13 protein-coding genes and 1 pseudogene are annotated in these 12,870 nt (G+C 34.4%); 11 read left to right on the top strand and 3 right to left on the bottom strand.

The window, feature by feature from the left end:
• The first annotated feature begins 966 nt into the window (after nucleotides 1-966).
• From BW932_RS10690 to BW932_RS10675, 4 genes are all read left to right on the top strand, one after another.
• The gene (locus BW932_RS10690) at nucleotides 967-1,515 is read left to right on the top strand and encodes a recombinase family protein (RefSeq protein WP_076387496.1); all 549 of its coding nucleotides are present in this window, start codon (nucleotides 967-969) and stop codon (nucleotides 1,513-1,515) included.
• Nucleotides 1,516-1,760: 245 nt separating this feature from the next.
• On the top strand, nucleotides 1,761-2,837 hold the full coding sequence (locus BW932_RS10685; RefSeq protein ID WP_143745551.1) for an acyl-CoA dehydrogenase family protein: 1,077 nt from the start codon (nucleotides 1,761-1,763) through the stop codon (nucleotides 2,835-2,837).
• On the top strand, nucleotides 2,824-3,549 hold the full coding sequence (locus tag BW932_RS10680; RefSeq protein ID WP_084566504.1) for a PIG-L deacetylase family protein: 726 nt from the start codon (nucleotides 2,824-2,826) through the stop codon (nucleotides 3,547-3,549). The genes BW932_RS10685 and BW932_RS10680 overlap by 14 nt, the downstream gene beginning before the upstream one ends.
• Complete coding sequence (locus BW932_RS10675; RefSeq protein WP_076387494.1) at nucleotides 3,546-4,142, top strand: class I SAM-dependent DNA methyltransferase; 597 nt, start codon at nucleotides 3,546-3,548, stop codon at nucleotides 4,140-4,142. The genes BW932_RS10680 and BW932_RS10675 overlap by 4 nt, the downstream gene beginning before the upstream one ends.
• Here the strand turns inward: BW932_RS10675 and BW932_RS10670 are convergent.
• Both BW932_RS10670 and BW932_RS10665 read right to left on the bottom strand, forming a co-directional pair.
• The gene (locus BW932_RS10670) at nucleotides 4,103-5,275 is read right to left on the bottom strand and encodes a glycosyltransferase (RefSeq protein WP_076387493.1); all 1,173 of its coding nucleotides are present in this window, start codon (nucleotides 5,273-5,275) and stop codon (nucleotides 4,103-4,105) included. The two genes, BW932_RS10675 and BW932_RS10670, sit on opposite strands and share 40 nt — an antisense overlap.
• Before the next feature lie 95 nt (nucleotides 5,276-5,370).
• Nucleotides 5,371-6,003 (bottom strand): hypothetical protein, encoded by a 633-nt coding sequence (locus BW932_RS10665; protein ID WP_076387492.1) that lies wholly within the window; start codon nucleotides 6,001-6,003, stop codon nucleotides 5,371-5,373.
• Between the two features lie 238 nt (nucleotides 6,004-6,241).
• Between BW932_RS10665 and BW932_RS10660 the strand changes: the two genes are divergently transcribed.
• From BW932_RS10660 to BW932_RS10625, 7 genes are all read left to right on the top strand, one after another.
• Nucleotides 6,242-7,255, top strand: a complete 1,014-nt coding sequence (locus tag BW932_RS10660; protein ID WP_076387491.1) for a helix-turn-helix domain-containing protein — start codon at nucleotides 6,242-6,244, stop codon at nucleotides 7,253-7,255.
• 122 nt (nucleotides 7,256-7,377) lie between these two features.
• On the top strand, nucleotides 7,378-8,460 hold the full coding sequence (locus tag BW932_RS10655) for a glycosyltransferase (protein ID WP_076387490.1): 1,083 nt from the start codon (nucleotides 7,378-7,380) through the stop codon (nucleotides 8,458-8,460).
• Nucleotides 8,457-9,602: a UDP-galactopyranose mutase gene (gene glf, locus BW932_RS10650; RefSeq protein ID WP_076387489.1), complete on the top strand. Its 1,146-nt coding sequence runs from the start codon at nucleotides 8,457-8,459 to the stop codon at nucleotides 9,600-9,602. The genes BW932_RS10655 and glf overlap by 4 nt, the downstream gene beginning before the upstream one ends.
• Nucleotides 9,586-10,716 (top strand): alpha-amylase family protein, encoded by a 1,131-nt coding sequence (locus BW932_RS10645; protein WP_245820715.1) that lies wholly within the window; start codon nucleotides 9,586-9,588, stop codon nucleotides 10,714-10,716. Before glf ends, BW932_RS10645 begins: the two co-directional genes overlap by 17 nt.
• Nucleotides 10,717-11,018: 302 nt before the next feature.
• A complete protein-coding gene (locus tag BW932_RS10635; protein ID WP_076387487.1) occupies nucleotides 11,019-11,648 on the top strand; it encodes a hypothetical protein in 630 nt (209 codons plus the stop codon).
• Nucleotides 11,641-12,039: a thiol-disulfide oxidoreductase DCC family protein gene (locus BW932_RS10630; protein WP_076387486.1), complete on the top strand. Its 399-nt coding sequence runs from the start codon at nucleotides 11,641-11,643 to the stop codon at nucleotides 12,037-12,039. Before BW932_RS10635 ends, BW932_RS10630 begins: the two co-directional genes overlap by 8 nt.
• A 5-nt stretch (nucleotides 12,040-12,044) precedes the next feature.
• Nucleotides 12,045-12,422 carry a SpoIIAA family protein gene (locus BW932_RS10625; RefSeq protein ID WP_076387485.1) on the top strand — a complete coding sequence of 126 codons (378 nt, stop codon included), beginning with the start codon at nucleotides 12,045-12,047 and terminating at the stop codon, nucleotides 12,420-12,422.
• Nucleotides 12,423-12,431: 9 nt separating this feature from the next.
• Here the strand turns inward: BW932_RS10625 and BW932_RS14175 are convergent.
• Nucleotides 12,432-12,757 (bottom strand): annotated as a pseudogene (locus BW932_RS14175) (IS1595 family transposase); the annotation flags it as partial.
• Nucleotides 12,758-12,870 lie beyond the last annotated feature (113 nt).

Raw genomic sequence — 12,870 nt, 5'->3', positions numbered from 1 at the left:
TTCCCAATTTTATTGGATGTCAGACATGAACTAAATACAGTATAAACAGGAATGTCCGGTTATTACCCCCACTGGATGTTCCGTTTATTAATTGTCATAAAGATAAAAGTAGATGAATGGTAGACAGGTCAGTTGAATGCTCTGATTAAAAGAAGGTAAAATGATAGAGTAATACGAAAGATTTTTAAAAATAGAAGGTAATAATGGGATTCAAATCCAATTTCGTGAGACAAAGCAATAGTCATTCGAACGAACGACAGATGTAAAAGCCTATTAATAGGCAAGCAAGAGTATTAAACATGGGATATAAAGCATTCAATATAAAGTCAATAGAAATAATAGTGTTGAAGAAGTTGAATCCTAATACTACTACCCCCATTCAATGTTCCTAACAATGATACCCCCATTCAATGTTCCTAACATCTCTTACCCCCACCACATTTCCTTTTTACCCCCAGCGAAAGTCCTATTACTCCCACTCAATGTTCTTTTACCCCCACTGCATTTCCTTATTACCCCCACTCAATATCACCATTACCCCCACTGTTTTTCCCAGAGAACGTCATAAAACGCTGTATTTACAAGCTTTTCGAGTGGTTTTACAGCCCTTCTAATATTATAACGTATTTAATATTATTATTTATTAATTAAAAATAAGGAGTTAGCCCTTGGCTAAAGGACTTTTTATTTGATCTTAATTTTATTTTTATAGTCGGAAAAAACATTAAAATTTATTTTCACTCTTAAATTTAAAAGAAAAAGTTGCGAAAAAAAGAAAATGAACAAAATTTTCGTCGCACAAACGTTCATTTGGGCGATATTTTCGGAGTACTATGGAAATCACTTAACCTAGGGTCGCATAATTGTATCGCATAACAAAACGTTTCTGCGATATGTTTTTGCGAATTATAACATTGCGTTATATTATATTGTAAATTAGCTTTTACAAATTTTTAATTATAAAATATGCTGATAGGTTATGCTAGAGTTTCAACGCAGGTTCAGGATAATGCAATACAAATTGAGACTTTAAAAAAAATGGGTTGTGAAATGATTTTTGAAGAAGTTATTTCTGGAGGCAGATGGGATCGGCCTAAACTTCAGGAGCTTCTTAATTATATTAGGAAAGGAGACACCGTTGTAGTTTGGAAACTTGACCGTTTATCCAGATCACTTAAAGATTTGCTTTTTATTATGGAGCAGATAGAAACCAAAGAAGCTGGTTTTAAAAGTTTGACCGAATCTATTGATACTACAACATCTGCAGGAAAAATGATGATGCAAATGGTAGGAGTTTTTGCAGAATTTGAACGCAATATGCTTAGAGAACGAACGCAGAAGGGTTTAGAATATGCAAAAGGGCAGGGTAGAGTTGGTGGTCGTAAACCTAAATTAAAAGCAATACAAATCCAGGAGATTATTCAGCTCCATGCTGCAGGAAAATCTGCGCGGGAATTATCTGAATTGTTTAATGTGCATCAAGCAACAGTCTATAGAATTTTTAAAAAAAATTAAACTGATTTATCCGTTGCAGATTCGCACGGAAAATGTGACGTTATTGGAATGCATTACCGCTATATTTTAAATAAAATCACTACATTTATTTTTAAATTCTAACTGGTATAAGAAAATATTGATCGCTTTTGTAACCTATTAAAATAGAAAAATTGGCTAAGTTTAAATCAAAGCGTCTCGTAAATTTTGCGAAAAATAGTATCTCGCAATCTTGCGAAGAGGCGGGATTGAAAGATTCCATAAGTTTGTTTCCTGAAAAAACGCTTGATTCTATAAAAAAATCAGGCCTACTTACCGTCTGTATCGATCGTAAAAATGGCGGGCAAAATATAGGTTTAGTTTCTGGTACCAATTATTTGATGCTCAAACTTTTAAAACTTATAGGAAGCGGAAACTTAGTAGCAGGAAGAATTCTGGAAGGCCATATTAATGCGCAACTGTTGATTCATCAATTTGGTTCTAAAAGGCAAAAAGCCAGATTCGCTAAATATGCTTTTGCTGGTAAATTTTTTGGAGTTTGGAATACTCAAGCAAAAGATGGAACAACACTGAAGCACAATAAAAAGGGCGATTTTATCTTAAACGGCTCAAAAACCTTTGCGACAGGGACAGGTTATGTTTCAAGGCCGATAATCACTGCTTCGCTTGCGAATGGTTCTTGGCAAATGTGTATTGTACCTCTAAATAAAATTAAAAAGAATATCGATTCCAGTTGGTGGAATCCGATGGGAATGAAAGCTAGCAGGAGTTTTAAGATTTCTTTTAAAAATGTTATAATTTCCAAACACGATTTGTTAGGAATTCCCAATGATTATTACTCGCAACCACAGTTCGGTGGCGGTGCTGTCCGCTTTGCCGCTGTACAGTTAGGAGGTGCGGAGATGCTTTTAAAAGAAACCATTGAGTATTTAAAAACTTTGAATAGAACAGATGATCCTTATCAAAAAATGCGTCTTGGAGAAATGACCATTGCTATAACTTCCGGAAATCAATGGATAGAAGGGGCAGCAAAAAGAATGGACGAGCATATGCAATATGATTCTGTTGAAAATTCGGAAATATTTTTAACGTACACCAACATGATGAGAACTGCAATTGAGGAAATTTGTACGAAAGTTATAGTACTTTGCCAAAAGTGCGTAGGAGCTCGTGGATTAAACAAACCTTATCATTTTGAGAGAATTATTAGAGATTTAAATACTTATCTGCGACAACCTGCTCCTGATACATCTTTGGCAGATATTGGCAGATTTGCATTAAAAAGCGAAATTGAACTGGATCGCTTATGGGATCACAAAGAAAATAATAATGAAAATATTTGATGCAGAACAACTTCCTCTCGCTCCGGAAAATTGCGTTATGGGATTTGGAACCACGATAATTGTAGCGCCGCACGCTGATGACGAAAGTATAGGTTGTGGCGGGGTGATTTCACTGTTAAGAAAGTTTGGACTTCCTGTCTATATTTTGTTGCTAACGGATGGAACATTATCACATCCAAACAGCAAAGACTATCCTCCGGAAAAGTTAAGGGATCTTCGGGAGAAGGAAATTATCAAAGCGGGAAAAATTTTAAATGTAAGCCCGCAAAATTTAATTTTCTGCAGGTATAAAGATCGACAATTGCCTAATCAAAACAGTGATAATTTTGAGGAAGCGGTGAAAAATATATCTAAAATTTTTGATATTCTAAAACCATCAAGCATTTTCGTACCCTGGAGAAGAGATCCGCATCCAGATCACCGCGCATCTTATGAATTGATTAAAACTGCAAACAAGAATTTTGCTAAGTTATACGAATATCCAATTTGGTTAAAAGATTTGGGAGAAAATGGAGACGAACCAAAAAATGACGAAGTGATGTCCTTTCGATTGAATATAAGCAGCGTTCTAAATCAAAAATTAGAAGCAATATCCGCTCACAAGTCACAAATAACCGATTTGATAAATGATGATCCGGAAGGGTTCAGACTTTCAGAAGAAATGCTCCATGATTTAAATGTTCCGTACGAAACCTTTTTTATCTCAAAATGATGAATGAATTACCATCTTTAGATTCCGAATATTTTAAAAAAGTTTACGATGCCAATGATGATCCCTGGGATTTTGAGACCAGTGATTACGAAGCAAATAAATATAAAGCGACATTGATCGCATTACCACACGAAAAATACCATAGCGCTCTGGAAATAGGTTGCTCAATTGGAGTATTTACAAAGCTTCTGGCAAAAAGATGTGAAAATATTGTGGCCACCGATGTGTCTCAAAAAGCATTAGATAAAGCAATCGAGCGTTGTAAGAACTTAGAAAATATTCATTTTATAAAAGCAAAATTTCCAAAAGAACTTCCCGTAGAAAACTTTAGTTTGATAGTAGTTTCCGAAGTTGCTTATTATTTGTCGCCTGAAGATTGGGAACTGGCAATGAGTAAACTTTTTAATATTACGAAAGAAAATGGAAATATAGTTCTGGTGCATTGGCTCCCGGAAGTTCATGATTATCCTCAAACCGGAGATGAAGTTCATGATTCTTTTGCCAAATATATGAACGGTAAGATGGAAAACGTTTTTAAAAGTAGAGAAGAGACCTATCGCATTGATGTTTGGAAGAAACCGGAGTCAGCATAATTTCTAACGGCAAGCTCTAATTTTAAAATAGCATCATCAACAAGTTCGGGAGGACGATGTTTAAGTAAATTTTCGAATTTGTATAATAGAAATGAAAACCACTCGCCAAAATAAGTAGTATCTCTAAATTCAAAGTAGTCTTCCTCTCCAAGCATAAATTCAGGATTAATTTTATGCATTTGTGATATAAATCCCTGAATTGAAGCATCTTTATTTTGCCACAGATCCATTAATTTTCTCTTGACAGTAAATTTTTCGATTATACTTTCAGTTGATTCTACATAATATTTTGATCCATAAATGCCCATATTTTTCCAAAGATTTAGCTGATGAGACAACCCGATTTCACTTCTGCCAATGCATCTGGCCGAGGTGTATACTACTGCATTATTGCTGTGTCTGACTTTAGCGTCTATTAAATTTAATCTTTCGTATAAAGCAATATCTTCTAAATGAGTAACATCTGGTACACCTCCTGACTTAGAAAAGCATTCTGTTGTAATCGCAAAACTTCCATTAAAGTGCTGATGATGTCTGGGTAAAGGATCATCAATATTTCTTAAAATGATAGTCTCTAGTTCTGCAATCAGAAGTTGATATTTTTCATCTTTTAAATGGTGGGTGTAAGCCGATTTGTCTAAGTTTTCAATTTCTGACAGTGATAGTAAAATTCTCCCACCAACGGCATCAGCTCCGTTGTTTATTTCTAAATAATTTTGTGCGATCCAGTTTTCAGAAACAATCGTATCTGCATCAGTTGTTAAAATTACTCCTCCTCCGTTTTTCAGTAATCGATCATAAGCAATTTGAAATAAATTTTTCCGTACAAATCCTATATTTGCCTGATCTGCCGGTAAAGAAATTTCTTCTAGAAAGATATTGAGTTTTGGATTTTCATTTTGAAATTCTCTAATTAGTGTTGTCGATTTATCTGAACAGTTATTTACTAATATCAATATCTCGAACAAATTCACATTTAATAGATTACCGGAAATATCCTTTTGATGAGAAAATGCACCAAGAGATTCATAAACATATTCTTCTTCATTCTTTACTGGGATTACGATGCAAAATTTTAAATCTGATAAAACTTTGTACTTTGAAAATAAAAGTGGATCTAAACTGCTTTTCATGATCAATGAAATGTAATATTAAAAAAACTACTAATAAGCCAATGTTAATCTCAACTTGAGATGGTACTAATAATCTGAAACTATTCTTTTCTACATTAATAAATATACCGATTATTTCTATTTTGATTTTTCTCAATGCATTTTTTGATATATTTTTCGTCTAAAATATTTTTGCACCAAATTTCCCAATGAACTTTACTCATACCAAAAATGCCACCATTCGCCATATAAAAATTTCTAAACTTCTTATAGAGCGATAAGCCCTTGTAGTTAGGCATTTCATCTCTACCATGAACTTCCACGTTAATATGCTTGATATATTTTTTTATTACAAAATGGGTTTTGGCTTCTGGTGTATTGAAATGAGTTGTTAAGTTATTACCCGGTTTACAGCAAGGACTGATTGTAAATCTTATAGTGGTGAATCCAACGTTTATATGATATTCATAATCCTTCAACTCGACCAAATCATAGCCCGCACCTAAATTATTTGGTATTCCGGGAATTTTAATTTTTACCAGTTTTCGGCTGAGAGAATTAAAAGATGTACTATTGGCTGTGGGCTCTACTCTATAAAAATCGGTACCGTTATCGAATAATAACCCCCATGTATCAATATTATAAAAAACAATTTTTAACTCTTCATAAAATAAATCACATTCGGCAGAATCGTCAAAACTTATAATTTCTGATGCGTAGTGAGAACGTCCTTGAATAGTTTTACCCATAGTATTTAAAATATTAAAATAAGATTTATGTATCTTGATAAAAATAAGGAATGACCTTTTCTAATTGATAACCATTTGCAATATTAAATTTAAAACGTTAAAAATAATATCTATTACGCTAATTTTAGTTGATTCAAAAAATCCTGTGAAATGTTTTTAATTATTTAATAATTATTTTAAAATGGTATAAAACTATTAATAAATTATATAATTTTTATTAAATTTACAAAAAATAACGATGTTAGCATTTCAAGTTAATTCAATTCCTTTAAAAGATGTTATTATAAGTTTAGCTCATTCTTTTCAGGTTCCGTATTTTCATAATTGTGATGAATATTATCTGACTCTTCCAGAAAATCTTGGTAGCGGGGAAATTAGAGGCGTTAATTTTGATAATGGGCTTGCACTATTGATCTATAAACTTTATTTCAAAGAAGATGTCCGCTTAGAATTCACATTAGACGAAATACATCCTTTAAAGTTTATTAATTCTATACATGGTCCGTTAATTCACGAATTTGCGAATGAAGGTATAAAGCATTCCATTGATGAATTTAATTGTGCCATAGTAGCTAGCGAAGGGATCAACGGACACATAATGCAGTTTTCAAAAAATGTTTTGCACGAAGTTATAAGTATTGAAGTAGATAGAGAGATATTCTGCAGAAAGGAAACCTGTGAAATTAAAAAAATGAAGTCGAAGCTGCAAAGTGTACTTTTAGATGTGCGTGGATTAAAGCAGTTTTACAATGTAGGAAGTTGCGGTGTTTATTTTAAGGATATTTTACGTGATGTGAGTCATTACGAAGATTTTTCACTTTCCCGAAAGTTAAATCTACAATCTGTTGCTATACAAATGTTCATCAATCAAATCGTGCAATTTGATGACGATTCACTACGTGCTGATAAACGTGTAGTTCTGCGAATTGATGAATTAAAAAGGGTTGAAGAAATGAGTGTTTTTATTAAGGAAAACATCCACGAAGAGTTGTCTATCAAAAAGTTATCGAGAATGTCAGGCCTAAATCCAAATAAACTGCAGAACGGTTTCAAATACTTATTCGCAACCTCTATCAATGAATTTATCACCAACAAGAGGCTTGAGAAGGCACAGATTTTGTTACAGAGCAATGAGTATAGCGTTCGGGATGTTGTAGCAGCAATAGGTTTAGAGAGTAACAGTTATTTTTCGAAAATTTATAAGGAACGGTACGGAATTACACCCAAAACTTATAAAAAACTATTTTCTTAATAGTTGTTTTTTTGTCCTCAAAGATAATTTTCAAGATTGAATGCGTCGTTTTTAAATTTTATAACGCTACATAATTCTGCAATGTTAGTCTAATTTTGTTTCATTAAATACCACAATTTAGAATGAATAACTATTTAGACAGTTCGAAAAGACTGCCAATTTACGACATGATCATTTTTTGTCATCTGCGTTGGGATTTCGTGTATCAAAGGCCGCAGCATTTAATCACCCGCTTATCCAGTCAGTACAAAATTTTGGTCGTGGAAGAACCTATAGGAAGATCTGATAAGAAGTCGGAAATTATCGAAATCAGTCCATCTTTGCATGTGTTAAAACCGCACATTGATCATTTGGATGAATTGGGATCTTATTTAAAATCAATTTTGAAAGACTCCAAATATTTAGTTGGTTGGTTTTATTCCGCAGCTTTTGTTTCAGTTTTAAATACTTTCGATTTCGAGACGGTTGTTTACGATTGTATGGATGAATTAACTTTATTTAAGGGGGCTTCGCCAGAATTATTAGTCCAAGAGAACAGTTTATTATCTGCCGCCGACATCGTTTTTACTGGTGGAAAATCACTGTATGAATCCAAAAAAGAAAAGCATCACAACGTTTTTTGTTTCCCTAGTTCCGTAGACGTTTCTCATTTTTCAAATGAGGAAATAGAGCATATTGAAAAGCCTGGTGATCTAAAGAATATTAATTCACCAATCATCGGATATTACGGAGTAATTGATGAACGAATAGATCTGGAGCTGCTTCAGCAAACTGCGCTTCAAAATCCTAATGCTTCCTTGGTAATGATTGGTCCGATCTGTAAAATTGAAGAAAGCGATCTTCCTCGCACTGAAAACATTCATTATTTGGGCATGAAATCCTATGAAGAGTTGCCGCAGTACCTTCATTTTTTTGATGTTGCGATGATGCCTTTCGCATTGAATGATTCAACCAAATTTATAAGTCCAACCAAAACGTTAGAATACATGGCAGCGATGAAGCCAATTATTTCGACCAAAATAAAAGATGTTGTTACGGAGTACAGCGATTGTGTGTCTTTAATAGACAATGCAGATGATTTTAGTATATCAATTGAGCAGCCGATGACTGACTTCCACGCAAAATATGAACAGATTTTAGAAAATACATCTTGGGATCGAACGGCAGAGAAAATGTGCACCATCATTAATAAAGTTTTAGCATGAAGAATTTCAACATAGTAATTATTGGTGCAGGTATATCGGGTTCTGTTTTAGCAGAGCGCTACGCCGCAATGGGTAAGAAAGTATTAATAATAGAAAAACGGGATCATATTGCAGGAAACTGCTTTGATTTTTACGACGATAACGGTATTCTAACTTCAAAATACGGAGCACATTTATTTCATACCAATGATGAAGGAGTTTGGGACTATGTGAATCAATTTGCGGACTGGTATCCGTGGAGTCACAGAGTAATAGCGCGTGTAGATGACAAAACCGTTCCGATTCCTGTGAATATTACGACGGTTAACACTTTATTTAGAACAAATATCAAAACTGAAACTGAAATGCAGGACTGGTTGGAGAAAAACCGGATTCCATTTGATCAACCTCAAAATGGGGAGGAAGCGGTTTTAAATAAAGTGGGTGAAGTTTTATACAATAAAATGTTCAAGCACTATACCAAAAAGCAGTGGGATAAATATCCGGCAGAACTACATGCTTCTGTTTTAGAAAGAATTCCGGTGCGTGATAATTATGACGACCGTTATTTTTCGGATACTTACCAGGCTTTACCTAAAGGCGGTTACACGAAAATGTTTGAAAATATTTTAGCAAATCCGAATATTATCATATTGCTCAACACCGATTATTTTGAGGTGCAGGATCAGTTGGGTGAGTACGAAAAGTTATTTTACACTGGACCGATCGACCGATTTTTTCAGTTTAATGAAAACTTAAAAGAAAAGCTAGAATACCGGTCCATTAATTTTGTGACAGAACAATTAGATCAAGAGTACTTTCAAGAAAATTCTGTGGTTAATTATCCGGGCGAGGAAGTAGATTTTACCAGAATTGTGGAGTACAAACATTTTGGCAATCAGCAGTCTGAAAAAACGAGTATTGTAAAAGAGTACACCGTTGATGAAGGCGAACCTTATTACCCAGTACCGAACGATAAAAATCAGGAAATTTATGCGCAGTATAAAGCAGAAGCTGATAAATTGACCGATGTTTATTTTGTGGGAAGACTGGCGAATTATAAATATTTTAATATGGATCAGGCGTTTAGAAATGCCCTTGATCTATTTTTTGACTTAGAAAGAAAAGATAATGTAAAAGTGTCAGGTGCAGAATCCATTTAGTTCTTATTTTATGGGTGGTTTTGAATGTGCGGATCATCTGAACCGTTCCGGCGAGCGGGTGAATTTATTGAAAGAAACCGAACACCATCTCCGTACCGAAGAGGATTATCGTCTTCTTTTAAAATTAGGAATAACATCAGTTCGTGAAGGAATTATCTGGAGTACGGTAGAAAAAGTTGAAGGTGAGTACGATTTCGCTGAAGTGTTAAATCGTCTAAAGATAGCAGAACGACTGGGAATTCAGGTAACGTGGGATTTGATACATTTTGGTTATCCTGATGGTCTATTTCCGACGCATCCAAAGTTTTGCGAACGTTTTGAGAATCTAACCAGAGAATTTGCGAAATTTTATAAAAATAATGCCTTACAACCGTTGTTAGTTTGCCCCATTAACGAGATCAGTTTTCTGGCCTGGTATTCGGGCGAAGCAAGAGGGACGGTTCCTTACGCAGTGGGAAATGGGTGGGACATTAAGTATCATTTATGCAGAGCTGCGATTAAAAGCATTGAAATATTAAAGGAGCAAATACCAGATTGTACGATCGTCATGGTAGAACCTTTAATAAAAGTACATTCGGATGGCTTTACTCCTGAGGCCGATCTTTTTAGAGTTAATGAATATCAGTTTGAAGCTTGCGATATAATTTCTGGTAGACTTTGTCCGGAACTTGGCGGAAGAGAAGAATATCTTGAAATTCTGGGAGCTAATTATTATTGGAACTCCCAATGGACGGGTAGGGATGATACAATTTATTGGCCTGATCCACAAAAAAAAAGAACGCCGCTTCACGAAATGATTCAGGGATTGTATGCACGATATCAAAAACCAATTTTCCTTTCTGAAACAGGACACTTTGGATCGGGAAGAGTAGAATGGATCGAAGAAACAGCAAAAGAGTGTGCGATTGCGCACCAAAATGGCGTGCCCTTTTGGGGTATTTGTATTTATCCGGTGACAGACAGGCCAGATTGGGATAATTTGGCACGTTACAGCAACTGTGGAATTTTTGATCTGGATTCAATGGGAAACAGAATTCCTGAGGAGTCTTATATTAATTCAATTAGAAAGTTAGATTTAGAAAATTTAGCTTTATTTCAAAACAGCAAATTGTAAACGCTGTTGAGATATCATCTTGTTGTATCCCATTGGTTCTAAATTCTTTGATAAATTATCCGGGCAATTGGGATGATCTTCAGAATAATGATGGATTATTTCAACTTTTTCTTTATTGCAGGGTGCAAGTAGAAAATCGTATACATACCACTTGAAGATGGTATGTTTACAGATAAAAAAAATCATCAAGGATATATTGCTTGACTTGAAGTAAAGTAATATTTTTTTGAATATCCGTTTTTAATCAATACTAATTTGAAACTTTTAGTGTGAAAATAACTATATTTGAAGAAAAGTTCTCAATGTTTCAATCTCAAAAAATATATGTTGAGAAAATTCTTCCAATAAATGAGCGAGGCTCCACAAACGATTCATTCGCGTATCGGGAATTTGATCATTCAGGACAAGCAGACTTTTACTTTACAAACCTAAAAAAAAGATTGCTTTCAATTTCGATGTGGAGCAAATTTGCAGGCGGAGATAATTTCATTTTTGAATTGACAGACTCCCAGGGAAATTTGAAAAGTAGTCCGCCTATTATCACAGATAAAATAAGAATGCAGTTACCCGGTCCAAAAGATCAAGAAGGTCTAGGTTTTGACTGGGTAGAAGTGGTGCGAATGGATGAAGGACATTTCAAAAATGTTCAATTTTATCTACTGGAAGTTAGTCCCTGCGATTGTCCTTATCAAAATAGTGAAAAAACAGCACATTTTTATTGGGAAAATGCCACCAATACTTTCGTGATTGCAAAGCAGGAGAATATAGTGCAGGTATCAATCCACGGCAGAAATGAAGTACCCAATATATCCGATCAAAACCTGATTGATAAGATTAGAAACTTTTTAGTGGCTAATGCCGGCATAATTACAGGTAGCAAAATACAATGGGAAGTTTTTACCGATAATTTAATGAAAGAAGAAAATGAATAATTATAACAATGTAGTGCTGTATGACGGCGATTGCGGATTCTGCAACTTTTGGGTGCAGTGGATTTTAAATAACGATTCTCACGACCGATTTAAATTTGCATCGCTCCAAAGTGAATATGGACAAAATTTTTTAAAAAATCAGGAATTGCCGACCGACACCTTCGATACCCTATATTTTATAAAGGACGGCATGTATTACAAGAAAATGTATGCGGTTATTAAAATTGGCGAAACATTGGGCGGGGCTTATCACGGGCTTTTTTCGCTGAGACTTTTGCCTAAATTTATATTAGATAAAATGTATGATAAAGTTGCCGAAAACCGCAAAAAGTTAGCCGGAGAAACCTGCCTGCTGCCGACACAGGAACAGCGTAATAAATTTATACACTAAAGAAAATGATTACTAAAATCAATGACGTTCCGGAAACACTTGTAGCATTCAAGGCAAGTGAGGAAGTGGTAGCTGATGATTTCAAAAATATCGTAATGCCGGAAGTTTCAAAATTTACCGAAAAACACGACTATTTGAATTATATGCTGATATTAGATACTGATATTTCCAATTTTAGTATAGGAGCCTGGCTGAATGATATGGCTTTAGGGCTGCAGGAACTTAAAAATTGGCACCGAGTGGCTATCGTTTCAGACAATGATCTTATTGATTCTGCCACCAAAATTTTTAATACGGTAACAATAGGGGAGTTCAAAGTTTTTAAACATAAGGACATTGAAGAAGCCAAAAAATGGGCCTCTCAACCAAAAATAAGAGAATAATGGGACAAGCACAATTGCGCAAACTGGCTCATATCTCTTCAGTCCAATTGTTTTTGGATTTCTTTTGCGGAAAATCATTTCTTGGTCACGCTCATCAAAAACATGGCCTTATACCAAATTAGAAAAGGCAAATTTGAATTTTCCATGATGGTTCCGCTTTTCAAAGACGTCCTGCTTCTGCATTTTTTACATTCATAACTTAACATGCTCTTAATCCAAAAATGTTCTGTGCTTCCACATTTTCAGGTTAATCCTATTTTATCCCTCTCAGATTTAAAATGCTTTCTACAATCTTCCTCTGTTCAAAAATGCGCTGTAAAACTGAATAAATTCATCTATAATTATCTGATTTAAAGCATATATACAAAATTTATGATAAATTACGGATATTCAAAAATATTTTAAAGCGAAATGTTTTACAAAAGTAAAAAGTATCTTATCTTAGTTC

Origin of the sequence: Kaistella chaponensis, from assembly GCF_900156725.1 — a bacterium.
In the GTDB taxonomy this organism is placed as follows: Bacteria; Bacteroidota; Bacteroidia; order Flavobacteriales; family Weeksellaceae; genus Kaistella; species Kaistella chaponensis.
Note: the sequence above shows the minus strand (reverse complement) of the source record. Positions and strands in the feature narration are given on the sequence as shown.

Bases quoted from the DNA above. Each gene is read 5' to 3' on its own strand.
- BW932_RS10690 (WP_076387496.1), top strand. From the start codon at position 967: ATGCTGATAGGTTATGCTAGAGTTTCAACGCAGGTTCAGGATAATGCA.
- BW932_RS10680 (WP_084566504.1), top strand. From the start codon at position 2,824: ATGAAAATATTTGATGCAGAACAACTTCCTCTCGCTCCGGAAAATTGC.
- BW932_RS10675 (WP_076387494.1), top strand. From the start codon at position 3,546: ATGATGAATGAATTACCATCTTTAGATTCCGAATATTTTAAAAAAGTT.
- BW932_RS10670 (WP_076387493.1), bottom strand. From the start codon at position 5,275: ATGAAAAGCAGTTTAGATCCACTTTTATTTTCAAAGTACAAAGTTTTA.
- BW932_RS10665 (WP_076387492.1), bottom strand. From the start codon at position 6,003: ATGGGTAAAACTATTCAAGGACGTTCTCACTACGCATCAGAAATTATA.
- BW932_RS10660 (WP_076387491.1), top strand. From the start codon at position 6,242: ATGTTAGCATTTCAAGTTAATTCAATTCCTTTAAAAGATGTTATTATA.
- BW932_RS10655 (WP_076387490.1), top strand. From the start codon at position 7,378: ATGAATAACTATTTAGACAGTTCGAAAAGACTGCCAATTTACGACATG.
- glf (WP_076387489.1), top strand. From the start codon at position 8,457: ATGAAGAATTTCAACATAGTAATTATTGGTGCAGGTATATCGGGTTCT.
- BW932_RS10635 (WP_076387487.1), top strand. From the start codon at position 11,019: ATGTTTCAATCTCAAAAAATATATGTTGAGAAAATTCTTCCAATAAAT.
- BW932_RS10630 (WP_076387486.1), top strand. From the start codon at position 11,641: ATGAATAATTATAACAATGTAGTGCTGTATGACGGCGATTGCGGATTC.
- BW932_RS10625 (WP_076387485.1), top strand. From the start codon at position 12,045: ATGATTACTAAAATCAATGACGTTCCGGAAACACTTGTAGCATTCAAG.